Source organism: Fodinibius sp. GM21, assembly GCF_058386955.1.
Window position 1 is genome coordinate 27,356 of record NZ_JBYEIQ010000003.1, and the last position, 25,173, is coordinate 52,528.

General features: G+C 41.3%; 27 protein-coding genes and 1 tRNA gene. 20 read left to right on the plus strand and 8 right to left on the minus strand.

What is annotated here, in order from left to right:
* Positions 1 to 87 precede the first annotated feature (87 nt).
* On the plus strand, positions 88 to 1,338 hold the full coding sequence (locus ACT3IB_RS07305) for a 4-hydroxy-3-methylbut-2-enyl diphosphate reductase (RefSeq protein WP_491538346.1): 1,251 nt from the start codon (positions 88 to 90) through the stop codon (positions 1,336 to 1,338).
* Positions 1,339 to 1,346: 8 nt separating this feature from the next.
* Here ACT3IB_RS07305 and ACT3IB_RS07310 read toward each other — a convergent pair whose 3' ends face one another.
* From ACT3IB_RS07310 to ACT3IB_RS07330, 5 genes are all read right to left on the minus strand, one after another.
* Positions 1,347 to 2,354 (minus strand): CdaR family protein, encoded by a 1,008-nt coding sequence (locus ACT3IB_RS07310; RefSeq protein WP_491538347.1) that lies wholly within the window; start codon positions 2,352 to 2,354, stop codon positions 1,347 to 1,349.
* 57 nt (positions 2,355 to 2,411) lie between these two features.
* Positions 2,412 to 2,714: a DciA family protein gene (locus tag ACT3IB_RS07315; protein ID WP_491538348.1), complete on the minus strand. Its 303-nt coding sequence runs from the start codon at positions 2,712 to 2,714 to the stop codon at positions 2,412 to 2,414.
* A gap of 15 nt (positions 2,715 to 2,729) precedes the next feature.
* Entirely contained in the window at positions 2,730 to 3,863 is a 1,134-nt protein-coding gene (gene recF / locus ACT3IB_RS07320; protein ID WP_491538349.1) for a DNA replication/repair protein RecF, read from the minus strand.
* Positions 3,864 to 3,942: 79 nt separating this feature from the next.
* A complete protein-coding gene (gene eno / locus ACT3IB_RS07325) occupies positions 3,943 to 5,229 on the minus strand; it encodes a phosphopyruvate hydratase (RefSeq protein ID WP_491538350.1) in 1,287 nt (428 codons plus the stop codon).
* A gap of 186 nt (positions 5,230 to 5,415) precedes the next feature.
* The gene (locus ACT3IB_RS07330) at positions 5,416 to 6,258 is read right to left on the minus strand and encodes a hypothetical protein (RefSeq protein WP_491538351.1); all 843 of its coding nucleotides are present in this window, start codon (positions 6,256 to 6,258) and stop codon (positions 5,416 to 5,418) included.
* Between the two features lie 201 nt (positions 6,259 to 6,459).
* Between ACT3IB_RS07330 and ACT3IB_RS07335 the strand changes: the two genes are divergently transcribed.
* The 12 genes from ACT3IB_RS07335 to ACT3IB_RS07390 all read left to right on the plus strand — a co-directional run bounded on the left by ACT3IB_RS07335 (position 6,460) and on the right by ACT3IB_RS07390 (position 13,895).
* Complete coding sequence (locus ACT3IB_RS07335) at positions 6,460 to 6,852, plus strand: hypothetical protein (protein ID WP_491538352.1); 393 nt, start codon at positions 6,460 to 6,462, stop codon at positions 6,850 to 6,852.
* An 18-nt stretch (positions 6,853 to 6,870) separates the two neighbouring features.
* Entirely contained in the window at positions 6,871 to 7,734 is an 864-nt protein-coding gene (gene prmC / locus ACT3IB_RS07340; protein ID WP_491538353.1) for a peptide chain release factor N(5)-glutamine methyltransferase, read from the plus strand.
* Between the two features lie 392 nt (positions 7,735 to 8,126).
* Positions 8,127 to 9,578, plus strand: coding sequence for a chromosomal replication initiator protein DnaA (gene dnaA / locus ACT3IB_RS07345; protein WP_491538354.1), 1,452 nt, complete (start codon positions 8,127 to 8,129; stop codon positions 9,576 to 9,578).
* 3 nt (positions 9,579 to 9,581) lie between these two features.
* Positions 9,582 to 9,941, plus strand: coding sequence for a dihydroneopterin aldolase (gene folB, locus ACT3IB_RS07350; protein WP_491538355.1), 360 nt, complete (start codon positions 9,582 to 9,584; stop codon positions 9,939 to 9,941).
* Positions 9,929 to 10,417: a 2-amino-4-hydroxy-6-hydroxymethyldihydropteridine diphosphokinase gene (folK, locus tag ACT3IB_RS07355; RefSeq protein WP_491538356.1), complete on the plus strand. Its 489-nt coding sequence runs from the start codon at positions 9,929 to 9,931 to the stop codon at positions 10,415 to 10,417. Before folB ends, folK begins: the two co-directional genes overlap by 13 nt.
* 2 nt (positions 10,418 to 10,419) lie before the next feature.
* Positions 10,420 to 11,061 (plus strand): deoxynucleoside kinase, encoded by a 642-nt coding sequence (locus tag ACT3IB_RS07360; protein WP_491538357.1) that lies wholly within the window; start codon positions 10,420 to 10,422, stop codon positions 11,059 to 11,061.
* A gap of 5 nt (positions 11,062 to 11,066) precedes the next feature.
* Positions 11,067 to 11,327 (plus strand): hypothetical protein, encoded by a 261-nt coding sequence (locus tag ACT3IB_RS07365; RefSeq protein WP_491538358.1) that lies wholly within the window; start codon positions 11,067 to 11,069, stop codon positions 11,325 to 11,327.
* A 69-nt stretch (positions 11,328 to 11,396) separates the two neighbouring features.
* Positions 11,397 to 11,942 carry a tetratricopeptide repeat protein gene (locus ACT3IB_RS07370; protein WP_491538359.1) on the plus strand — a complete coding sequence of 182 codons (546 nt, stop codon included), beginning with the start codon at positions 11,397 to 11,399 and terminating at the stop codon, positions 11,940 to 11,942.
* 79 nt (positions 11,943 to 12,021) lie between these two features.
* Positions 12,022 to 12,109 (plus strand) — tRNA-Leu (locus ACT3IB_RS07375).
* A gap of 145 nt (positions 12,110 to 12,254) precedes the next feature.
* Complete coding sequence (locus ACT3IB_RS07380; protein WP_491538360.1) at positions 12,255 to 12,749, plus strand: hypothetical protein; 495 nt, start codon at positions 12,255 to 12,257, stop codon at positions 12,747 to 12,749.
* A 53-nt stretch (positions 12,750 to 12,802) separates the two neighbouring features.
* Positions 12,803 to 13,351: a GNAT family N-acetyltransferase gene (locus tag ACT3IB_RS07385; RefSeq protein WP_491538361.1), complete on the plus strand. Its 549-nt coding sequence runs from the start codon at positions 12,803 to 12,805 to the stop codon at positions 13,349 to 13,351.
* Positions 13,352 to 13,565: 214 nt separating this feature from the next.
* The gene (locus tag ACT3IB_RS07390) at positions 13,566 to 13,895 is read left to right on the plus strand and encodes a carboxymuconolactone decarboxylase family protein (protein ID WP_491538362.1); all 330 of its coding nucleotides are present in this window, start codon (positions 13,566 to 13,568) and stop codon (positions 13,893 to 13,895) included.
* 95 nt (positions 13,896 to 13,990) lie between these two features.
* Here ACT3IB_RS07390 and ACT3IB_RS07395 read toward each other — a convergent pair whose 3' ends face one another.
* Positions 13,991 to 14,869, minus strand: coding sequence for a TlpA family protein disulfide reductase (locus tag ACT3IB_RS07395; protein ID WP_491538363.1), 879 nt, complete (start codon positions 14,867 to 14,869; stop codon positions 13,991 to 13,993).
* Positions 14,870 to 15,005: 136 nt separating this feature from the next.
* Between ACT3IB_RS07395 and ACT3IB_RS07400 the strand changes: the two genes are divergently transcribed.
* From ACT3IB_RS07400 to ACT3IB_RS07415, 4 genes are all read left to right on the plus strand, one after another.
* Positions 15,006 to 15,452 (plus strand): acyl-CoA thioesterase, encoded by a 447-nt coding sequence (locus tag ACT3IB_RS07400; RefSeq protein ID WP_491538364.1) that lies wholly within the window; start codon positions 15,006 to 15,008, stop codon positions 15,450 to 15,452.
* Positions 15,453 to 15,456: 4 nt separating this feature from the next.
* Complete coding sequence (locus ACT3IB_RS07405; RefSeq protein ID WP_491538365.1) at positions 15,457 to 15,795, plus strand: tRNA-binding protein; 339 nt, start codon at positions 15,457 to 15,459, stop codon at positions 15,793 to 15,795.
* Between the two features lie 83 nt (positions 15,796 to 15,878).
* Positions 15,879 to 16,682 (plus strand): M23 family metallopeptidase, encoded by an 804-nt coding sequence (locus tag ACT3IB_RS07410; protein WP_491538366.1) that lies wholly within the window; start codon positions 15,879 to 15,881, stop codon positions 16,680 to 16,682.
* Between the two features lie 101 nt (positions 16,683 to 16,783).
* Entirely contained in the window at positions 16,784 to 19,027 is a 2,244-nt protein-coding gene (locus ACT3IB_RS07415) for a patatin-like phospholipase family protein (RefSeq protein WP_491538367.1), read from the plus strand.
* A 59-nt stretch (positions 19,028 to 19,086) separates the two neighbouring features.
* Here the strand turns inward: ACT3IB_RS07415 and ACT3IB_RS07420 are convergent, their stop codons facing one another.
* On the minus strand, positions 19,087 to 20,088 hold the full coding sequence (locus tag ACT3IB_RS07420) for a potassium channel beta subunit family protein (RefSeq protein ID WP_491538368.1): 1,002 nt from the start codon (positions 20,086 to 20,088) through the stop codon (positions 19,087 to 19,089).
* Positions 20,089 to 20,383: 295 nt separating this feature from the next.
* Here ACT3IB_RS07420 and ACT3IB_RS07425 point away from each other — a divergent pair, with 295 nt between their 5' ends.
* Both ACT3IB_RS07425 and msrA read left to right on the plus strand, forming a co-directional pair.
* Positions 20,384 to 20,827, plus strand: a complete 444-nt coding sequence (locus ACT3IB_RS07425; protein ID WP_491538369.1) for a DUF1801 domain-containing protein — start codon at positions 20,384 to 20,386, stop codon at positions 20,825 to 20,827.
* 81 nt (positions 20,828 to 20,908) lie between these two features.
* Complete coding sequence (msrA, locus tag ACT3IB_RS07430; RefSeq protein ID WP_491538370.1) at positions 20,909 to 21,589, plus strand: peptide-methionine (S)-S-oxide reductase MsrA; 681 nt, start codon at positions 20,909 to 20,911, stop codon at positions 21,587 to 21,589.
* Between the two features lie 42 nt (positions 21,590 to 21,631).
* On the opposite strand, the gene ACT3IB_RS07435 is transcribed toward msrA, so the two are convergent.
* Entirely contained in the window at positions 21,632 to 24,358 is a 2,727-nt protein-coding gene (locus ACT3IB_RS07435; protein ID WP_491538371.1) for a PAS domain S-box protein, read from the minus strand.
* A 232-nt stretch (positions 24,359 to 24,590) separates the two neighbouring features.
* Here ACT3IB_RS07435 and ACT3IB_RS07440 point away from each other — a divergent pair, with 232 nt between their 5' ends.
* Complete coding sequence (locus ACT3IB_RS07440) at positions 24,591 to 25,136, plus strand: DUF2911 domain-containing protein (RefSeq protein ID WP_491538372.1); 546 nt, start codon at positions 24,591 to 24,593, stop codon at positions 25,134 to 25,136.
* Positions 25,137 to 25,173 lie beyond the last annotated feature (37 nt).

Below are 25,173 nucleotides of genomic sequence, written 5' to 3' on the forward strand. Positions count from 1 at the left end.
GAAAACAGTAATTTTACTGTTATTCTTTGTGATGTTTCGCACTCAGCTCCGTATATTTAGAGGCTAAATTAAATCCAGCAAGTAGATATGGCTCGCAAGAAATTCAACATCCCCGATATTTATCAATCTCCCATCATCAGTAAGGTTAAAGACGCCAATAAAGTGGTGGATCCCACCAAGAAAGACCTTGAGCCCAGCGTGCTCGATTTTGGACCGGTTCGATTTTTCGTACCGCGCCATTTTGGGTTTTGTTATGGCGTAGAAAATGCGATTGATATTGCCTATGATACCGTGAAGAACTATCCGGAAAAGGATATCTACCTGCTTAGCGAGATGATTCATAACCCGACGGTGAATGAAGATCTGCAGGCTCGGGGCGTTAAATTCCTATTTGAAACCGACGGCACGGAGATCATTCCCATTGAATCGCTGGATGAAGATGACATTGTAATCGTACCTGCTTTTGGAACAACGATTGAAATCCAGCAAAAACTAAAAAAGCAGGGCATTGATCCCTATGAGTATAATACCACATGTCCTTTTGTAGAGAAGGTTTGGCGCAGGGGCAAACAACTTGGCAAAAAGGGATATTCCCTGGTTATCCACGGCAAGCACCGCCACGAAGAAACAAGGGCCACCTTTTCGCACAGTGCAGATCACTCGGAGTGTGTCGTTGTTTTAAATCCCGAAGAAGCACAAATTTTAGCGGACATCATGACGGGTGATCGTCTGCAGTCAGATTTTGAAGAGTATTTTGGCCATAAAAGTACAGATGGTTTTGATCCTCAGAAAGATCTGGAACACTTCGGCGTAATCAACCAGACAACCATGCTGGCTACCGAAACGGAGGAAGTGATGGAAATCCTTAAAGAAGCAGCTATCGAAAAATATGGTAAGGCCGATATTCTTGATCACTTTGCCGATACCTCGGATACACTTTGCTACGCCACAAACGAAAATCAATCGGCGACGCTTGCCCTGGCCGAAACCGATTCCGACCTCTCCATTGTGGTTGGCGGCTATAATTCGTCGAATACCATGCACTTGGTTGAAATTTTAGAGCATTCCTTTCCTACCTATCACGTTCGGGATGCTGAGGAAATCGAATCTCCGGAAAAAATCCAGCACTTTAACCAGTGGGATAAAGAGATTAAACAAACAGAAAACTGGCTCTCCTCCAAAGATCAACCCATAGATATTGCCATCACTTCGGGGGCTTCATGTCCCGATGTGCTGGTAGACGAGGTTATGCTTAAAATCCTCGATTATTTTGAAGATACCCGATCGGTAGAGGAAGTGATCAAGCCATTTGAAGAACAGCTGGAAGAAGTAGCTTAAACAGGCTATTAATTATCCAGTACAATAAAGTACGCTACGCGCCGTGGTTGAAAAGATCGCAACTTGATGTGGTAGCGCTCATTTTTTTCTTCGATTTGAGGAGTCACGAAACCGGTTGAATCTTCTAAAATCTGCTGGTAACTCACATAGGCATCAAAGGGATTTTCATCCTGCACATCTGTGTATTCTTCGATAGGTACATCGTATTTTATTTTAATAGCAAGCGGGCTGTAGCTCACCATACGTCCCGGAGGCAGGTTACGCGTAGTTATATTAGCCTGCATCTCTCCTTCGGTATATTCAACCACATCAGCCTCAAAAATGACCTCATTCTGCGATAAATTGATAAGCTCGCTCGGCTGCTTCAAAGGTACTACTTGAGAAATATCCTTCGTGACATTATTAATCCGAACCGAATCGGTAGGCCACGCTTCAATGCCTTCAATAAGTGAGGCGGCGCCGTCAATAGTAACACTATCGGGATTTATTATCGGCGAATCTAAAAACCCATGCTGCTCACTGAAATTGACGTTTATTGCAGAACGAACTGGTACTTTTTTCGAAACCCGATCTTCCAACTGCACCGTTAAAGTCTGTGGCTGTACCCGCTGAATGTTAATATTCAGCATCGCATTCATCTGTTGCTGCACCTGGTCAAATAAATTTACTTTCGTATCACTCACGTCAATATTTATGGCAGGAGGATTGTTATATAAATTTATTAGCTTCCATCCCTCCCCCGTCACACTTACCGTTGCAGTGCTTGGGAGATCGCGGACCAGCGCTTTTTCGGCAGGCACACCTCCAAGCTGAATTGGCAACTCAATATTTAAGGTATAGTCTCGACTTAAATTCACCATCAGCCATAAGGCCAGTGCCAAAATTAGGGCAACGACAAAAACAATAATTCGTTCACGACCAAAGTCGGCAATCTCATCCTCACTCGACTTTTGCAGAAGCGACTGCCAAGCCGACAGTAGCTTCTCTTTATATTCCTCAATTTTTGGTGTATCCATAAATAATTATCAGGTCAACCGATCATATTCGAACAAATATCATGGGTCAAATATACATTATGAGCGCACAACAATCTCTTTGATTATATTCTCATCCACCTGATCATTCAGCTTTTTAGCAATGCTGTAGCGCTTCATGTGAATTTCTTGCCGCCATGCCGGATTTTTTACGTGAACCACTAAGTTTCCGTGTTCAAAATGCAGATTTTCTGTCTGTTCAGCAATACGTTCGCCTACCGTCTGTTCCCACAGCGATAAAATCATTCCCCGCTTTAAACGTTTGCGATGGGGATATGTGTCTAAGAAATCCTTTAACGCTTCTTTAAGGGATTTCGGTGAATTTGATTTATATCGACCCATAATTGCCAAAATTGATTACGGTTTTACAACAGAAACCTGTCCCTGCTCCACCTTATATTTTCTATTCCGTTCACCGTCAAAGGTTATATATTCATCAAAAGGAATCGGATTGGCCGCCGTAACGAAGGTCTGGCCGGCATGTTCAATAAGTGCATTTAACAGTACATCGGTGCGCTGCGCATCCAGATCTCCAAACACGTCATCCAGCAGGAATATAGGCAGATCATCCAACTCGTCCGAAAAATACAAAAGCTGGGCCAGTTTCAAAGCAAGTGCAAACAGGCGGTGCTGCCCCTGGGAGCCAAACTTACGCAACTCAAAGTCATCCAAGTAGAAAACAATCTCATCGCGGTGCGGACCGATAAGCGTCAGCTCCCTTTCGAGTTCATGATCCTGCTCTTTTTCGAGCTCCGCCTCATAACGCTTTCTCACCGTTTCCTCATCCTCGGAAGGCTCACAAAACGTCTGATATTCCAGGTGGGGCTCGTGTCGCATGCCGGATATCACCTCGTACTCCTTCGCCAAATAATTCCGAAATTTATTCAACACTTCGGTACGCTTTGCCACAATGCGCGAGCCGTATTCCATCAGCTGTACATTCCACGGCTCGAGGTAAGCGATCAACACCTCACGGCTCCCCCGGAACTCCTGCAGTAACTTATTACGCTGCTTACGGGCTTTTCGAAAAGCTAGCAAATCTTGCAGATAGGCCGGAGAAATCTGGCTAATAAATGAATCGATAAATGACCGGCGCTGCTTGGGTCCCTCGCTGGTTAACTTTTTATCGGATGGTGAAAGCACTACTACAGGTACCATCCCAATCAGGTCAGACAACCGGTCAAGGGGACTTTCATTGACAAAAATCTTCTTTCCTTCTCCGCGCGAATAGGAACATCCCACATCAAAACTCGCACGTATATTGCCCTCGAAATGTCCCTTAATCATGAAAAAAGTGGAATCCTGATTCACCACATACACATCACTGCTGGATACAAAACTCCGGCTCATGCACAAATAGTGGATAGCATCGATAAGATTAGTCTTACCTGCGCCATTTTGACCAATAATGACATTCATGTGCGGTGCCCACTCGACCATGGTTTCCTCATGGTTTCGAAAATTCTGCAGTTTTAAATTCGTAATTTTCATCGGCACCTGCTCTCAACTAAAAAAATAGCGCGGGCTAATGCCCGCGCTATCTCATATTTATTTCGTGCTTTCTGACTCCTTAAAATCCAAAAGCATCGCTTCCCATAAAGATCGCATTTTCGCCCAGTTGCTCTTCGATTCGTAGCAGCTGATTATATTTAGCGATTCGATCCGTACGACTCATAGAACCGGTCTTGATTTGTCCGGCATTGGTTGCCACCGCCAGATCAGCTATAGTTGTATCTTCCGTTTCCCCGGAGCGATGGGAGATTACAGCCGTGTAATCATTCTTATGTGCCATCTCTATAGCATCCAGTGTCTCCGTAAGCGTGCCAATTTGATTTACCTTGATAAGGATAGAATTAGCCACTCCCTGCTTTATTCCACGCGCAAGTCGCTCGGTGTTGGTTACAAAAAGGTCATCACCTACCAGCTGAACATTATCGCCAATAGCATCCGTTAGCTTCTTCCAGCCGTCCCAGTCATTTTCATCAAGGGCGTCTTCGATAGAAACAATGGGATATTTTTCAACCCAGTTGCTCCAGAATTCAACCATGTCTTCACTGCTTCGTTCACTGCCATCGCTCCATCGAAATTCATAAACACCTTTGTCAGCATTGTAGAATTCCGCAGTAGCAGGATCTAGTGCAATAACCACTTCATCATCGGGAATATAACCGGCCTTTTCAATCGCATTCAAAATTACTTCCACCGCCTCTTCATTAGAATCCAAATCCGGGGCAAAACCTCCCTCATCACCAACAGCTGTATTATAATTTTTGTTCTTTAGCACTTTTTTTAGATGATGGAAAATTTCAGAACCCATACGGACTGCTTCCGAAAAAGACTTTGCGCCGCTGGGCATGATCATAAATTCCTGTAGGTCCACATTGTTATCGGCATGCGAACCACCATTAATAATATTCATCATTGGCAGGGGAAGCACTTTTGCATTCACTCCTCCGATATAGCGCCATAATGGTAAGTTAAGGGCATTTGAGGCCGCATCCGCAGCAGCAAGGGAAACACCTAAAATAGCATTGGCTCCTAAATTTCCTTTATTTTCGGTACCATCAATTTCGAGAAGGGTATTATCAATTTCTACCTGATTAAATACCTCGTATCCCCGCAGTTCATTGGCAATGATCGTATTTACATTTTCGACCGCCTTGCTGACCCCTTTTCCCAGATAAAGATCCGATTCCGTATCGCGAAGCTCAACGGCTTCATGCTCTCCGGTGGATGCTCCCGATGGAACGGCGGCACGGCCTACTATATCATTTGTTAAAACGACATCTACTTCAACCGTGGGATTCCCTCTTGAGTCAATAATTTGTCGGCCAATAATTTCTTCAATAAAACTCATGATAATATCTTATTTATTGTCGTGGAAATTGAAGATAAAGGTACAAGGTTTTTATCTACTGATAAAGAGAAAAGAAGTACAAAATGCAGAACTCAGATTACAAAAAAGAAGTGTATAAACTTTATTTAGGAAGCTAATGATTAAGCTTATACTCGGGCCGGCAATGTACACCCTTGCGCAGCCACCTTACCACATGCCGCCAAAAGTAAATTTAATCTGTGGCGAGCCAAAGTATTTTTGGGCATCAAAAAATTCAACTCTTGATTCAAAAATTGGTTCTCCATCAGCATTGTATTCCGTAGGTTTGTACGGTTCCATAATTTGCAGCCCGTCACTGAAATAGTAGAAGAAATATCCAAACTCGATGGTAGTACGCGACTTAAATTTGCTACCCAAATCCACTCCTATCTTTATTGCACCGCTGTACCCCCATTTGGTTTCTCCTTCGCTCCATCCCGAAAAAAAATCATTGACACGCTCAACGGGATATAGAAAACCGTTTGGACCTACCTGAAAATCACGAAATCCATTGGGTTCTCCATATTGAGGAACAGTTGTATCACTAACATAGGGATACGTAAATGCCAAAGCCGGACCTCCGGCAGCACTTACAAAAAAGCGCATATTATCCTCAATATGACGAGCAAAAAGGCGCTGCTTGACCCCCAACAAAAACGGGAATCCAAATGCTCGTTTATATTTATTAGGCACAATTTGCTGTCCCGTTAAAAAACTCTGGAAGTTTTGTTCACTCGCGTCTCTGATACCTGTAATTCCGGTACGAAATGTAATTTCTGTATATGGAGCTACCGCACGACCATACGTTCCCCCAATTCCAAACCCAAAATTGTTGAGAACCAGATCAAATCCAAGGGCATTGTGATATCCCTCAGACAACGGAGTTTTAGGATCTGACTTCCCGATAACTTCCGGCTCCTTTATCTGGGCAATAGCGGTATCAGCTATAACACTTATTAACAGTGTCAGAACAAATAAAGAGAGAACTTTTCTTATCATCGATTTCTTCATATGTGGCTGCCGCTATATTAGCTTTTTACTAAATTATAATCGTATTATGGTAACAATCGTTCAGACATAAAATTATGCTGAGATTCAGGTGATATAAATAAATATATACGAACCTACAAACAAATTTGACTCTGAGTATATAAAAACTTTTATTCAGGCTCTTTACAACCTATCAAATCTACCAATAGAAGTTAACACATTATGGCTACTGTAAGCAAGTATCTTGTTTTTGGGCCGGCAGATACACTGCGTAGAATGCCCGAACAGCTCTTTAACGATATAGAGCCTAAGTATTTGTATAAATATCAATCATCCGATACGGGTGATCAAGTTCACGTTGCTGTTTATGAAGAATATGAGAAGCAAATAAACGCAAGTGTCACTCTTACCTGCATCATTGAATTTACCGGTAAACAAAATCGGTTTGAACTTAAAAAAACTGGTGGGCGCATGGGATTTCGCGGAAGCTCGCTGGATGAAGAAAAACGCACTATTGATGATGAGGTCATCGACTTTATTTTAGATTTCAGCAAGCGTTTTGGTCTTACTGTTCAACAAGAGAAAGAACAACAAGTCGAAGAAGACGAGTCCTAACTACTACATTACTGTATTATGAGCAGAAAGGTCGAGGAATGGACTGTCCTTTCCATGTTGGAATGGGGTACTGATTTTTTCGAAAAGAAAAACATTCCCGACCCCAGGCACAGTATTGAATGGTTATTGGCGGAAACGCTTAACATCAAGCGGCTGGATCTATATCTCAAATTTGATCGGCCACTTTCCCCAAAAGAGCTCGATGAATTACGACCGATGGTCAAGCGCAGAGCTAAACATGAGCCATTACAATATATTATCGGGTATACCAACTTTATGAATGCCCGCATTTCGGTCAATGAACAAGTTCTGATTCCTCGCCTTGAAACCGAACAGCTCGTTGAGATTATCCTGGATGATCAACAGTCAGAAGAAGAGCTCTCTGTGCTCGATATTGGTACCGGATCAGGCTGCATTCCTGTTACTTTAAAAATGGAGCGACCCCATTGGGACATTTTGGGAATTGATATTTCAGAAGGAGCCTTAAATATAGCCCGGGATAATGCCGAACAAAATGATGCTGAGGTTTCGTTTTCCAAGGGTGATATTTTGAATCCCACAAGTATTTCGGTTCAAGAACCCCTAGATCTTATTGTTTCGAACCCTCCCTATGTTAAGCCGGAAGAAAAAGACATCCTGGAATCACAGGTTAAAGATTACGAACCGGCCGAAGCATTATTCTTTGATGATCTCGAAAAAATGTATAACAGCATCATTGAATTTGCCTCCCAGAAGCTGACAAAAAACGGCTCTTTATATTTGGAATTGCACGAAAATTACAGTCAACAAATATTGGACCTTTTCAATGACCAGAAATGGTCAGCGCGTATCGAAAATGACTACGATAAAAAACCTCGTTTTATAATTGCTCAGCACCGTTAATTAGCTTTCTCCCTCCTTTTTAGCCAGTAAATATCGGTTAAATATTTTGGACTATTTACTCCATAATTTAGTTGTGGAAAACTTGTGGAAAACTTTTTTATAATAGGATTATCTATATTGTTTTTAGGTAAAATCATTGTTAGCGCAATATTATGTACTGTCAAGTGAAATTTGATAGAAATGTGCATAAAATTCTAATTCCTTGGCATTCATGCAATTACAATGTTTAGAGCGATGTGGATAACTTTTCCAAACACAGGTAATATTTTTTTGACATCTGTCTTTGAAATTATCATCTTCGTTTCACATAAAATTGGGACAGCACAAAAATGTGTGGATAACTGTAGGGTATCTTGCGCAATAATTTTAATTTTAGAAGAGGTTAAGGGACGTTGAGTAATATTTCTTCCGAGGCTGCGTGGGAGCAGTGCTTAGAAATTATCAAGGACAATATCAGCTACCAGAAATTCAAGTCATGGTTCGAACCTATCGAGCCGGTAAAGCTGGAACAAAACACGCTTACCATCCAAGTTCCCAGTCAATTCTGGTACGAATGGCTGGAGGAGCATTATTATGGGATGTTACGATCTACCCTGGCAAAAGTATTGGGGGAAGATGGTAAACTTGAATACTCGGTAGTACTTGAAAAATCTGATGACAATACTGACAATCGGTCGGTACGTCTTCCGCAACGCCCGATGCCGCCAGAAAATAATCAAGGACAAGAAATTAAGGGATATTCTGAATATAGTCCCGGAAAAATTGAGAATCCTTTCGTTATTCCGGGCATCCAAAAAACTAAGATCGACTCCAATCTGAACTCCAGCTATGTTTTTGATCGCTATATAGAAGGAGATTGTAACCGACTGGCGCGGTCGGCAGCAATGGCCATTGCTGAAAATCCTGGAAGCAGCTCGTTCAATCCATTCTTTATTTATGGGGGAACCGGACTTGGAAAAACGCACCTTATCCAAAGTATTGGCAATAAGGTAAAACAAGAACACGGTGATGAGCTTGCGGTCCTCTATATTTCCTCCGAAAGCTTTACCAACGAATTCGTACAGGCTATACGAAATAATCGAGCCAGCGAATTCACGATGTTTTATCGACAAATTGATGTACTGATCGTTGATGACATCCAGTTTTTCAGCGGCAAGGAAAAAACCCAGGAGGAGTTTTTCCATATTTTCAATGCGCTTCATCAGGATGGCAAACAAATTATTCTGAGCAGTGACCGCGCTCCTCGTGAAATTCCAGACATTGAAGAACGTCTCATTTCGCGCTTCAGCTGGGGACTCAGCGCCGACTTGCAGATTCCCGAATACGAAACCCGATATGCCATCCTTGAGCGCAAGGCCTCGGATAACGGCATCGAACTATCGCATCAAGTGCTTGAATTTATTGCTCATAATTTCAAGTCAAATGTTCGCGACTTGGAAGGTGCTATTATCAAATTACTGGCTTTTGCATCGCTACAGCATGTGGATGAAATTGAACCACAAATGGCTAAGCGTGTGCTCAAGGATATGATTCAGGAATCACAAACAACGATTTCTATAGAGCAGATTCAGGATTATGTTTGTGATTATTTTGGTATTGATACCAATAAAGTGCGCGAAAAAACACGAAAGCAGGAGATCGTTGAGGCGCGTCAAATAGCGATGTATTTGTCAAAGCAGTTTACCGACTCAAGCTTAAAAACCATTGGACTACATTTTGGCGGTCGCGATCACTCAACGGTGATTCATGCCATATCTACTGTTGAAGAACGCATGCAAACAACCGCCAAACACAAACGGGTTGTGGAAGAGTTGCACCAGAAAATTGAAGTATCCACACTGTAATTTATGGAAACCCTGACGCTTAAAAGTCTCTCCTTTAAAGGGTATCATGGGTATTACCAAGAAGAGCGTGAGCAGGGTAATGATTTTGAAGTTGATATCATTTTTTCGGCCGACCTGCGTAATGCAGGAGAAACAGATCAGCTTGAAGATACGATTGATTACCAAGAGGTACTCACCATCATTACAAAAGTAATGCATGGCCCCTCCGTTAAACTCATTGAAACACTGGCAAAAAGAATTGGCGATCAACTTTTTGATACATTTTCAAATGTCGCATCGCTGGAAGTATCTGTGCGCAAGCTTGCCCCACCCCTCGACGTAGAAACCGCATATTCTGAGATCACGATGCAATGGCAACGGTAGTTATAGCGCTGGGATCAAACGTAGGAGATCGGCATCAACACCTGATGGATGCCGCTGGGTTTTTGAAAGAACAATCAGAGCTTCCCCTGCACAAATCCTCAATTTATATCACCGCCCCGGTTGGTCCCTCAACCCGAGACTTTTACAATGCTGTAGTTGTAATTGAGAGTGACGAAAACCCTAAGCCGTTGATCAAAAAGTTTAAAGAGTTTGAGCATCAGCACGGCCGCAGTGCCAATCAGCCAAAATGGAGCGCACGTACCATAGATCTCGATATTATTTCGTACGGCGACTTGGTGATTCAAACGGATAATCTTATCATCCCCCATCCGGAATATCAGAAACGGCTTTTTGTGTTGGCGCCCCTGGCAGAAGTTATGCCTGACTGGAGCGACCCCCAAACCGGAACGTCCATAACACAACTAATATCTGAGGCACCCGAGCTGAGACTTGAAAAAACAGACCTACGTTGGTAACTATGGAAAACGAGTTCGATTTTATTGCCATTGAAGGCGTAATTGGAGTGGGTAAAACATCCCTGGCAAAACTACTGACCGAACGTCACAATGCGCGTCTTGTCCTTGAGCAGTTTGAGGAGAATCCCTTTTTACCAAAGTTTTACAAGGATCGAGAGCGCTATGCTTTTCCCACTCAGATGTCATTTTTAGCCAGCCGTTTCCAACAGCAGCAAGAAATGCTCAACAAGGATCTGTTTCAACAGATGACGATTTCTGATTATATCTTTGAAAAGGATCGTATTTTTGCGCGACTCAACCTCGAGGATGACGAATTGGCGTTATATGACACCATTTTTAAAATTATGGCCGGCATTTCTGCCCAGCCCGATCTCGTTATTTATCTGCAATCCAACGTAGATCGGCTGATGCAAAATATACAGGAACGCGACCGGGACTACGAGCGCGATATTTCCCGTTCTTATCTGCAGGAACTTAGTGATGCCTACAATCATTTCTTCCATCACTACAATAAATCCCCCCTGATGATCATTAATACATCAGAGATTGATTTCGTTAGTAACGAAAAACACTTAGATTATATAGAAGAGCAAATTTTTAATCAGCCTATTCGCGGTAACACGCATATTCATATCACCAATTAGCAGAAATGATTTTTCGCACCCTATTATTCTTTTTAGTGATGTATCTTCTTATCAAGATCATCAGTCGATTTTTTCTTCCTTCCGATGCAAAAAAGAAAGGCAAAAAAGGATCGAGCTTTTTTTATCAGATGTATCAACAGCAAAACCAGCAGAATCGCAATTCGCAATCTTCAAATACCTCCAAAAAAAACTTCGACCAGATTGAAGAGGCCGACTTTGAAGATATTACCGACGAGGAAAAAACAACCTCAAAATCATCTGATTAACGCATCAACATTCCTTATCTTTCGAGGCATTACTGAATTTACCGTTAACCACGAAAGAAGTTATTTCTCATGAATTACGAAGATCAGCTTGAAGAAGGACTATCATTACTGCACGAAGGCGACTTTGATCATGCGCTGGATATTGCTCATCAGCTACAGAAAAAAGAACCTGAATACTCCGATGGATTTCATTTAGAAGGACTGGTATTCCAAAAGCTCAATCAGTGGGAGAAAAGCATCGAAGCCCTCGAAAAAGCCATTGAACTGGAAAAAGAAAACAGCGGTTATTATAACTTGCGTGGCTTTGCCAACATGCAGCTTGAAAATCTGGACCAAGCTATCGAAGATTTCGATAAGGCCATTGACCTTGATGATTCGCCTGCCGCCCATCGCAATAAGGTGCTGTACATGATTATGAATGGTGATGCCAGTAAAGCAAATGAATATCTGCTTAATCGTATCAAGCAGGATCCCAAAGACGTTGAAAACTGGATCCTGATGGGCGACCTCCTACAGCGAGCCGGACAGGATGAAAAAGCGCAAGGTTTTTATCAGCAGGCCAGTAAAATGGATCCGGATAATGAGTATGTGAAGGAACAGCTCGGAGAAATGTAAAATCGATTTTTACACAAATTTTTTGTTTCAGATTATCGGGATTAACTCCTATATTTGAGGCCTTGAAATTTTGACCTTTGCCCTGGTGGCGGAATTGGTAGACGCGCTGGCTTGAGGGGTCAGTTCCCATTTAGGGAGTGCTGGTTCGACTCCAGTCCAGGGCACCACAACCCTTGTAAGTTACTTACTTGCAAGGGTTTTTGTTTTTCATAATCCCAACATACTTATAGTAACCAGAAAGCTTAATTTTATAAATATTTGTTTCTGTGTTACATACTATCTATATATAAATAAACTTATCAACTAATTACGTTGGATACATCTATTATGGAACGCACATATTCTTTTACGGAAACAGTTATTTGCGGCCTTATTGCTACGTTTATGATGTCGATGCTTTCATTTCTATCAAGTGGCATTGGTCTTCCTGTTATTGATGTGGGATATATGCTGAAAGTGATTTTCAATCATATTCATGAACAAGATCCGTATAGCATACTTTGGGGAAATACTGCTTATTACATTGGCGGAATACTATTAGCCTTAATCTGGGTAGCTTTCTTAGACAATAAACTTCCCGGCAACTGGCTGGTGCAGGGCATTATTTATGGTATTGTAATTTCAATTGTGGCTGCAGTTATTGTTTCACCCGCAATTTCTATGGCCGGAGGAGAGTCATTTGGCATATTTTATATGGATACCTGGTTCCCTGTACTCAATATACTTGCCGGTTTGATCATGCATCTAGGATATGGAATTACCTTGTTGCTTTGCCTGGAGTATTCTGATCATTTTAGATCAGAATAAATCTAAGCGGGAATCTTTTTAGAGGAGATTTCTTAGATGACCACTATACTAGCATGTTTTCTTGGCAAATTGAAAATAATATTCACCTTAAACTATTAGAAGCTCGTCACACTGAGGAGCTCTATCAGTTGACGGATCAAAATCGGGAATACCTTGCGCAATGGCTTCCGTGGATAGATTCGGTGCAAAAGATTGAAGATACGGCTCAATTCATTGAACAATCACAACAACAATGGGTCGAAAATCAAAGCTTTCAGGCTGCCATTATTGTTGATAGAAATATTGCAGGAACTATCGGTCACCACAAAATTGACTGGCAAAACCAAAAGACCTCGTTGGGATATTGGCTGGGCAAATCTTATCAGGGTCATGGTATTATGACCAAATGCTGTGGCGCTGTAGTTCATCACGCCTTTGATGAACTTAATCTGCATCGCGTTGAAATACACTGCGCAGCTGACAATATAAAAAGCAGAGGAGTTCCAGAGCGATTGGGGTTTACCAAAGAAACTATCCAAAAAGAAGCCATTCAATTGAATGACCAGTTTAGAGACCGCGTGGTTTATCGTGCACTTTCATCAGAATGGAACAGGAACAACTAAAGAAATCAGCAATTCCTGACACACTCGGGCTTTCTACTTTGTCTATTAATGTTCCCGGTAAGTAAAAACGTAGCATTCTGGATACCGTAAAGACAGTACCCGATTTAGTACAAAAAGACGAACCTCGGCTCGAGCCTATTGACCATCTGGAAAATATAAAAATCAAGCTGGCCTACTGGTCATCAAAAAGAAGCTGGGCAAAGTTATTACGCCAATGAAGGTCGTTCAAGCTCACATGCCTGAAACACTTTCTCTATCCAACAAACTAATGAGTGTAGAGAATAACCTTTCGCTTCCTGATGCACTGATATTTTATATCAAAAACTATGTAGCCAGACTCAATGGTTGTTTATTTTATATCGATATTGCCAAAGCCCGGACCGAAAAGGATGTTGATATCAATAAATATGAGTACCTGTTGAACTATGAGTCTGCCGATATTTTCGTTGATGCTGAAAAGGAAGCGCTCCAATATGTGGAGCAGGCAACAATCGAAAAACTGGTTAAAAATGCGGTGTTTGAAGACCTAGAAACCCCATTTTAGCGTGAGGCAAGTTGTAGAAATAACCTGGCTCAATGCCACAGAAAATTATTATCATCTATTAAAACCGCACGACCAAAAAAACATAGAAACCTTATTTAGGATTGGTCAGTAGCCTGAAGCAACTGATCAATATGATAACTCATTACACCTACATAATCTTCTCCCAGGGCGTAACCTTGCTTTCGCACTTTTATCGCTTCTTCCCTGGTATCGATCACCACTGTATAGGGTACCCCGCTAACACCCATTTTATCCGTAAAGCGGGAGTCGTTGTCATATAACACATCGATATCCATATTTTTTTCTGAGACAAAATTTTTCACGTCATCAAATGAATCTCCCTGGCTCGTATTCACCGCTTTAACAGTTACTTCGGGATTGTCATTATATCTTTCGTCCAATCGCTCCAGTTCTGGCATCATCTGTATACATTTCCCACACCAGGTAGCCCAGAAGTCAACGACAACAATATTACTTTCGAACTCTGATACGGTAATTGTATCACGAGTAATAGAGGTCAATTCAGCCTCAGGAAGTCGCTCCTCTACCCGTTCTGAAGTGTCCAATACATGTATATTTGGAATAACCGTTGTCATGAGTAATATACAGCCTGCTACAAAAACACCGCCTGCCCGCAGGGAATTTGGGCTAAACAAATTATCAGTATGATAGGCGATATAGTTACCCAATATTGCAGATAACAATCCGGCAGGAGGAAAAACAAATCCCGCAATGGATCCCGTGTTATAAGTTAACATTCCCAAAACAACCATTGAAGGGGCTGAAACCAATATTGGATAAATCAGCAATCCATATTTGTCGGACGTTTTAAATGCCATCCCAAACAGAAAAGACAGCACTACTACGGCTGCAAACCCCGCCGTTGCACTCATCATCAATAACAGATAACCCGTAATAAATAATGTGATGACACCACTTAAAATAGCTAATAGATATTTTAAAAATGTTCGCATGGCAAAGTAATTTCTGTTACAATAATAATGAATATATCAAGTAGTAAATACGAACATCCGATTTTAGTGTTAGATTGATGGATAAGAGCTACACCAGCAAACCTCCTATTTTTGCATTACAGCCAACGATCTTCCTATGAGAAAAACAGATTTCAGCAAAACGTACGAAGTAATTTGGGCCGATATGGATCCCAATCGACACATGCGACATTCGGTATACAACGACTATGCCGCCCAAACACGAATCGCTATGTTTCAGGATTTTGGGCTGCCCATCAAAGAGATTGCCATGATGAATCTTGGTCCAATTTTATTTAGGGAAGAAACAAAATTCTTTAAGGAAATCGGGCTATCAGAACAGATTATGGTAAACTGTAAGCTAACGAGGATGCGGATCGATGGTTCTCGATGGACTTTTCTCCATGAGATATTTAAACAGAACGGTGACAAGGCAGCCCAAATTACCGTTGATGGAGCTTGGCTGGATCTGGAAAAACGAAAGTTGGAAATCCCGCCCAAAAAACTATTGGATGTGGTTAAGCAATTTCCCCGGACCGAATCATTCGAATGGCAAAACCAATAAATTTATGTCAACAATCAGTTGGGAGCAATTTGAGCAGGTCGACCTTAGAGTTGGAACGATCATCAAAGCTGAAGCTTTTCCAGAAGCTAATAAACCTGCTTATAAACTGTGGATAGATTTTGGGAAACCTATAGGCATTAAGAAGAGCAGCGCTCAAATTACTGATCTGTATTCAACAACCGAACTCATCGATAAACAGGTTATTGGCGTCGTAAATTTACCGCCTAAACAAATTGGACCATTTATATCCGAATGTCTGATAACCGGCTTTCACAGAGATGATGGAAGCGTAGTGCTGGCAGTACCCGACAAAAATATTCCAAATGGCAGCAAACTTAGCTGAGGCATAAACTTCGTAATACATAATACTGTTATATAGTCTACATTGAGTAGGCAGATTATCCATTATTTATTAAACGAGCCCTTATGCGGATATTTATCACACTTTTAGCTTTTCTTACAGTGATGGGGGTGATGCAGACATCCAGTGCCCAAGCTGTTTTTATTTGGGATGATATATCAGACAAAGAATTCACGCTGTGGGCTCAAAACAACCTACCCTGCCCCGTTTATCTAAAGGCCGAACCTGATTCTATTGATACAAAGTTTGAACGTTTTGTACCCAAGGGAGGTAAAGATAAGCTCATTCAACTACCTGTCGATTCATTAAATTCTCCCACTGAATTCAAGGGACAGGTTCGATATCATCTCACCCTTGGAAATCCCAATGCCATTCACGATTCCAGTTATAAGTATCTATTACCCTATCCCACAGGGAAATCACATTTGCTGATCCAGGGAAACAACTCGGCTTTTACACATAATTTACCAAATTCAAAATATGCCTTTGATTTTGATATGCCCGAAAACAGCTTAATTAGTGCTGCACGAGGCGGCACCGTTGGATTTGTAAGCGTAAACAATAAAGAGGGCGGCGACAATGAAGATTATCTACAGCTGGCCAACAAAATTATGATATGTCATGATGATGGCACCGTAGGCGTTTATGCCCATTTGCAGCATAAAGGAGCGCTCGTTGATATAGGACAACAAATTTATGCTGGAGAAGTTATCGGGTTTAGCGGAAATACCGGATTTTCTACCACTCCACACTTGCATTTTGTAGTTCTGGCGGGATCAAAATCGGTACCTATAAAATTCAGAGAACTTCCCGATACCTTGGAAAGCGGATTCTATTACCGACAAAAGATGGATTTCAAACTTGATTGATTCCCACCTCCAAAAACTTAAAAAAAATAATATCCCCATTCGCTGATCTTTTTACATTATTATATATTTATTCTCAATAACAAGCATCTAAACAAAGGCGTATGAAAGGTCCACCCTTGACCGAATTCGACATAGCAAGGACCTTGCTGCTAATATTTTTCTTATCAATACCTTTCTCAGGCGTTGCCCAGCAAGAACATCAAGAAATCGATAACAACACTTCCGAAGGAACTAAACTCGGACTTGCTTTAAGTGGTGGAGGAGCTAAAGGATTTGCTCATATTGGGGTACTCAAAGTACTTGAGGAGGAAGGAATACCCGTAAATATGGTCAGCGGTACCAGCATGGGATCTATTATCGGCTCATTATATGCCATCGGCTATTCACCCAAGGAGATTGAAGAAATTGCCATAAATACCAACTGGAATATTTTATTAAATGACAGCTATGAGATCAATCCGCAACAAATATCAAACAGTAGCCTGAAAAAGGATACGTATCTTGTTACGTTCCCATTTGAGGGCAAACAACTTTCTCTTCCTGCCGGTCTTATTGATGGTCAAAATATATCTATGCTACTCTACCGGCTGATGCTCCCTTTTCATGATGTGAGAGATTTTACCAAGCTGCCTATCCCCTTCTCGGCAGTGGCTACCAATCTGGCTACGGGAGAACCCAAAACCTTTTCAAGCGGCTATCTGCCCGATGCCGTTAGGGCCAGCATTGCCATTCCCAGCATTTTCAAACCGGTTAATATTGATGGAGAAACATCTATTGACGGAGGTGTTGCACGAAACCTACCTGCCGAAGATGTGCAAAACCTCGGGGCCGACTTTGTAATTGCTTCCGATGTAGGCGAACCCATTAGAAAACTTGATAGCCTCAAAACATTTGTAGACGTGCTATTCCAGTCGATAGGATTTCATCAACAGGAGTCGGATATCGTTCAAAAAGAAAAAACGGATATCTATATTCGGCCAAACATCAGTGAGTTCTCCTCCTTCAGCTATGAACGGGTAGACGAAATCATTAGTCGCGGGGAGCAGGCTGCACGACAAGCACTTCCGAGAATAAAAGAAATGCTGGCAAAACATAACCCGGTGGCGTCTTCGTTTAGACCAATTCAATCAACCCGACAAGATACCATCCTTGTCTCAGACATTTCACTCAACAATTTAACGGGATTAACACAACAGCAACAGGTATTCATTGCTCTTGATATACAACTTCCCGAAAAGCTAACTCTATCCCAGCTCGAACAAAAGATAAATCAACTTTATGGTTCAGGACTTTTTAGTCAAATTTCATATCGTCTGCAGAAAAATCAGAATTCGGAGGGCACGCACCTTGTTTTGGAATTTCAGCACAAAGAACAGGAGTATGCCGGCTTTAGCATGCGATACGACAGTAAATACAAAGCGGCACTGCTATTCGGGGCTTCATTTACCGATAATATCTTTTTAAATGATAGGATAACCATGCAGCTGAGAGCCGGTGAAATACTGGAGGTTACTTCAGATTACAGCATACCCATTAGTCTTGCTCCGCTGACCCATATAAAAACCGGGGTTAAATTACAGCGTTCCCCCATCAATTATTACAATCAAGATCAAGCTTTATCGAGCATAGATGTGGAGAAACTGACGTTACAACCATCAATAGCAATACAGCTATGGCAACAGGCTGACGTTGAAATCGGGCTTGAAACAGAATTGTACAACTTAAATGAGGCTATCGGGAATACGCTTGTTTTAGGCAATACCACTTTTCTGCTCAATCCCTTCGTGACTATTGATTTTAACACCCTCAATCGGTCTTATTTCCCCACTCGAGGACAATCCCTGAGTTTAAAGACTGAATTTTCTGAGCCCGGATGGGGAAGTTCCGAAAGCTTTTATCAGACTTCCGGAAGATGGTTCTCAACCATAAAGCTCATAAGCGGAGTAAATATTTCGAACGAACTTTTTGCCGGGTACTCTTCAACCTCAGAACTGCCACTTCATTACTACTATTATGCAGGAGGGCTATCCCAGAACCCCGTTTTTGAGCTAAAACAAATACCCTTTATGGGGTACCCCACCCAACAACTGCGAGGCGCAAATATCAAAGCACTCCGTTCACAATTGCAGATTAGATTAAACAAAAATATCTATATTAGCGGGGGCCTAAACCTTGCCCACCTTACCGATGAATGGACCTTCAATATTGACCAGGAACGACTTAAAACAGGGTATTCCCTTTCTTTTGGGGCTACATCAATTGTGGGACCTATCGAAGTTGCACTTTCAACCCCGAACTTTACCGGCGGCTATGCCGTAAAACTAAATATGGGGTATCATTTTTAAAAAGAATGCCCAGAGCATAACCTCCGGGCATTTAATCAAAAATTAGATAGCAACAAATATTAGTTGTTTCTAAAATCTGTTGCCGGTTCAGGCTTATTATCAAGGATCTCTTCAATTCGTTCCATAATATCCGGCGTCATTTGATCAATCACTTCAATGGCCTTCATATTTTGTTCAACCTGCTCTGGTTTTGAGGCTCCGGTAATCACCGTGCTTACATTTTCATTTTTTAGACACCACGCGAGTGCAAACTGTGGCGTAGGAATTCCTGCACCATCCGCCACTTCGGCCAGTTCTTTTACTTTGTTAAGCTTCTGACGGCCGCTCTCAGTTTCGAGTAATTTTTCGCGCAGCCAGTCGTATTTTTCAAGCGATAGCCGACTCCCTTCCGGCACACCGTCATTATACTTGCCGGTCAACAAGCCACTGGCCAGTGGACTCCAAATTGTAGTGCCTAAGCCAATTTCATCATACAACGGAGCAAACTCTTTTTCCACCTTTTCGCGCTGAAACATATTATACTGGGGTTGATCCATCAGCGGTGGGCGCAGATGCTCTTGACGAGCAAAGTCATACGCCTGCCGAATTTCTCGCGCCGACCATTCACTGGTTCCCCAGTATAAGGCCTTTCCCTCTTTTATCATCTGATTCATTCCCCAAACCGTTTCCTCGATCGGAGTATGCTTATCAGGGCGATGGCAGAAAACCAGATCCACATAATCGGTTTGCAGGCGTTTTAATGCTGCTTCGGTACCTTCCTTGATATGTTTGAATGAAAGCCCCTTATCGTTGGGACCTTCACCGCCCCAGAATATTTTGGTGGACAATACCAAATCAGAACGTTTCCATCCCGCTTTTTGAATGATATTCCCCATCATAATTTCTGACTTCCCCTCGGCATATATCTCGGCATTGTCAAAAAAGTTTACGCCCGCATCATAGGCTTCCTTCATCGAATCGTAAGCTACATCCTCATCAATCTGATCGCCAAATGTAACCCATGATCCAAATGACAGAGCAGAAACCTTAAGTCCTGATCTTCCTAAAAATCGATATTCCATAATAATGTTATCGGTTCTTAAATGTTTAAATTAATAGTGTTTTGAGAGTACACTATTACAAGGGTTTTTACATTCAAAATCGTTTATATATTTCCCCTAACGAATCAGAACTGTTTAGGGCGGAAATTGGTATTAATAGCACTTATATTACGTGCGGACTAAATGGGTTTCTGTGAAAAGGAAATCCGGTTTTGATATTATCGTAAGAACAGTATCATCAGCAAAAGCAATTTGCTGAACTCAATTATTGTTCGGTACTATTTAATTTTCAAAAATTAATTAACGAATTTCTATCATGGCAAAGAGTATGGCTCAAACTGTAGAAGAATATATAGAAGAACTTCCCGAATATCGCAGAGAACCGATTGAAGAGATACGGGAATTAATTCTAGACAATATTCCCGAAGGCTATGAAGAAACTATCAACTGGGGAATGATCAGCTATGAAATTCCTCTTGAAAAATATCCCGATACCTATAACAATCAGCCTCTCAATTACATAGGTTTAGCCGCGCAGAAAAATCACAATTCTCTTTACCTGATGTCAGTATATCAGGACGAAGAACTTCAGGAGTGGTTAGAAGAAGAGTTTGAAAAAGCCGGTAAAAAGATGGACATGGGACGTTCTTGTCTCCGCTTTAATATGGTTACTGATTTGCCGCTTGAGGCGATTGCTACTATCATTGGCAAACATACTCCGGATGAGTTTATAGAAGCATACGAAGAGATACGCAAGTAGACTTGCTTTAGAGTTTACTATTCGAGTGTAAACGGTTGTTCCTTCTTTTGTGTTATTATGTGTAATTAAATCAGATTAGCTATGATTACACAATCTATGCGGGTTAAGAAAATAACGGGTTTACTGTTTACAGCAATATCTTTTGTACTATTCTTATCGGCTGTATCACAGGCTCAACCCAATAATACTATTGATACCATGAAATCAACAACTATGGAAGAAGCAACCTTTGGAGCCGGATGCTTCTGGTGCGTCGAAGCTGTTTTTGAAGAAGTAAAGGGAATAAAATCAGCGGTTGCCGGTTATGCGGGCGGGGAATTGCCTAATCCCACCTATCGACAGGTTTCGTCGGGGCAAACCGGCCACGCAGAGGTGGCTCGCATCACTTTCGACCCTTCAGTCATTTCATACGAACAGCTGCTTGAAGTTTTTTGGCACACGCACAATCCTACTACTAAAAACCGACAAGGTGCTGATGTAGGCCCCCAATACCGATCGGTTATTTTCTATCACAATGAAAAACAGAAAGAAATTGCCGAGAAGTCACTGGAAAGAACTGATCAGTCTGATCTTTGGGAAGATCCTATTGTTACCGAAATAGAACCACTTTCAAATTATTCCGTAGCTGAGAACTATCATCAAAATTATTACGAGAATAATCCCAATGCAGGTTATTGCCAGGTAGTGATAGCTCCCAAACTCAAAAAATTCCGAAAAGAATTTTCCCACCTGCTTAAAGATAAGGTAAAAGAAAAGCTCTAAGAGAGATATCGTACGCCTAGCATAAGTGTTTACTCAAAATCTTTATTCTTTCCCATCAATACGAAACTGTAAACTTACATAAGTTCCGTTATCACTACCCATCTTCCACTCTGCTTCTAGCTGTTGGGCAAAGTTATCAATGAGACTCATTCCCAGGGTCTCACTCATTTCCGGGTCCAGAACATCGGGCAGTCCTTTACCGTTATCGCTTAGATATGCTTGAACCTTTCCATCTTTCCCGGTTATTCGAATCGTAATGGTTTTATCATTTTCACCGTCAAAAGCATGCTTAAACGAGTTTGTAACTACCTCGTTAATTAAAAGGGCAAATGGTACTGCTTGTTTAATGTCCAGCTCTATGCTTTCAATATTTGCATTCACATTAACATCTTGGTGAGATCCAATGGTGTTTCGAATCGTCTCCACAAGATCACCAATATAGGTATCACACGAAATGCTCCCCAGGCTATCAGAATTGTAGAGCTGCTCATGAATAAGCGCCATTGTTTGAATGCGCCGCTCACTTTCCTCCAACGTATCACGTATCAGTGGGTCGTCCGACTCATACATCTGCAACTGTAACAACCCCGAAACAATAGCCAAATTATTCTTAACCCGGTGATGTATTTCTTTCAGCATCACTTTCTTTTCTTTAAGTGAGCTGGTAATCTCCTTTTCGTACTGCTTTTCTTCCGTAATATCGATATACATCCCAAAACCAGCGATAGGTTCACCATCAATATAAACAGGAATAGCAGCAAGAAATACATCGATAAGATTTCCATCTTTGGTAAGGCGCTTGGCTTCTCTGTTAAAACTTTCAGAAGCATATTCTTTCAATGGCATTCGGGGTACCTCCCCCCGTTCCTCTTTAGGTACAATAAACTGATCAATATTTTTACCAGAAAGTTCATTCTTACTGAATCCAAACATATTTTCGAAGCTCTCATTGATATCCAGCACCTTATTTTCAGGATCAACCATTACAATACCGGCCGGTGCATTCAGAAACATATTCCGGAAAAGTTTTTCACTTCTCCGTAATTTTTCCCGCGCCTTTACCTGCTCCGACATATCATGACCTACGCCAAGCAAATAGTTATTCCCATCTTGCTTAAATAATTTACCTGTCAAATAATAGGGTATCTTTTGACCATCTTTTGTTTTCAGTTTGGATTCTAACTCCGATTGTCCAACTTTAAATACTTTGCCAATTTCTTTTTGTACTACATCCCGCTCTTCCTCACCAAAGAAATCGTCCGGTGTAATCTGCTGCATATCTTCCTCGGTATACCCTGTTTGATCAAGCAAGTTTTGATTCCATCGATGATAATTTCCTTCTTCATCAAACATGTAGAAGATACCGGGCAAACTTTCTAACAGGGCTTCATTAAATCGTTTCTCGTGCCGCAACTCCTGCTCTGTCCTTTTTTGCTCGGTAATATCAATCCCTACACATAAGAAAAACCTTTCATTACCAAACTCAATAAAATAACCACGCCAGAAAAAAGGAATCGTTTTTCCCGACTTCGTCAATAGATCCAATTCAGTACCCTTTCCCTTTTGTTCTTTAACCTGATCTATTGCCTTTTCCAATAATTCGTGGTGTCCAGGTTTGATAAGATCAAAAGCCGTTTTCGTTTTTATCTCATCACTTGAATAGCCGGTATACCGTTCGGCATAACTATTCCACTCTACAAACCGAAAGTTTTCATCCATAAGCAGATAAATGCTCGGCAAGCTGTCTAAAATCGTCTTGGTATAATTTCGCTGTTCAACGAGCGATTCTTCAATAACTTTCCGTTTCTCAAAAGCCGCAATAAGTCGAGAGACTGTTCTCAGTAACGAAATTTCCTCCTCATCCCATTTCCGTTTCTTTTGAGTATCGGCAAATCCGATATACCCCTTCCACTCATTCTCAATGCTAAAAGGAATAACCAAAATGGATTCTACCTGCTGATCTTCCAATATAGATTGTTCTGGGTCTGGCAGCTCATCAACCTTAGCATGGACTTTTTGAAGGGATGACAACTTCTCGTGTAACCAAGGGACTTCGGAATATTTAAACGTTCGATCCAGATTTTCAATAATGGGATCAACTCCTGCTTTGGTCACCTCTAATACCGGATCTAAATACAGCTCACCATCCTTCTCTCTATTCTTATAGAGAAAAACCCGATCAGCTTCAGTAACATCCTGTAGTAACTCCAAGCTCTTTTTTACAGCTTTCGAAGAGTTGCTTTTTAACAGTAATTTTGAACATTGAGAGATCACTTTTTCATAATCGAGACGCTTCTGTAACTTCTTTTCCGCCTCTTCTCGTCGAGCAACTTCCTGTTTTAGCTCTTCAGTTTTGTTTTCCTTGAGGGTTATTTCTGCTTTCTTTCGTTCGGAGATATCAATAGAGGAACCGTAAATAAGCTCTTCGCCCTCTTGATTTTCAATGATTTTTATTTCATCACGAAGCCAAATATAACCTCCCTCCTTAGTCTTAAAGCGATATTCGTTTATCGCTGTTTTACCCTCATTGAGCACCTCACGAAACTGAGCAAAAACTTCTTCTTTATCATCAGGGTGAATTCGATCTGACCATCCCTTCTCATGGTCACTGAAATAGGAAGGAGGAAATCCTAAAATGTCTTCGACATTTTGACTAACTGAGAGGATAGGAAAATCCGAAGTAGTTGCGCAGGTAAATAAGATTACAGTGCCACTGCTAAAGAGCTCTTCTATATCATCAGAAAAACGAGAGCCTATCTTATTCTCCATTAATTTTTTAGCCCTAATTCTCTATGTTTAAATCTGCTGAAACCAACCGTTTGTATGTTTATATAAGTAATTAAACACTTTTTAGAAAGTATTAGGATGTATAAATAAACTTACTTAATTAAATCTAACAACTTGTATAAGCAAAACACTTTAAGTAACCATAAATAAACGATCTTTGTCCATTTTGAGTTACAAAGTTGTGCATTGTCACCATAAACTAATCAAATTTGCTATGAAAATTATTCAATCGGCTCTTATCAAGATATCTCTTATTGCCTTAGCCTCACTTTTCATCTCATCAGCAGCCTTCGCTCAAGAGCGCGGCAATGAAGAACCAAGAGTGAGTCCCAATGCAACAGTAAGCCAAACTGTTGGTACTACTGATATAACCATTACATACGGACGTCCCGCTGTTAATGATCGGACGATCTTTGGAGATCTCGTACCCTACGGTAAGGTTTGGAGAACAGGAGCTAATGAATCTACAGCATTAGTCGTTTCTAATGATCTGACAATTGAGGGAAATGAATTGGAAGCTGGCACTTATTCGCTCTATACTATTCCCGGAAAAGATGAATGGACGATCATCATCAACTCAAAACTTTCATGGGGTACCCAGTACGATAAATCTAAAGACGTATTGCGATTTACTGTTGAACCTCAACAAGCGGACTTTACGGAACGTCTGCTGTTCTATTTTGAGGATGTCACTCAAGAATCTGCAACTGTTGTATTACACTGGGATACGACTAAAGTACCCTTCACAATTAATATTTAAAACGCATTATTTCGACACCAAAACCTATTAAATCATC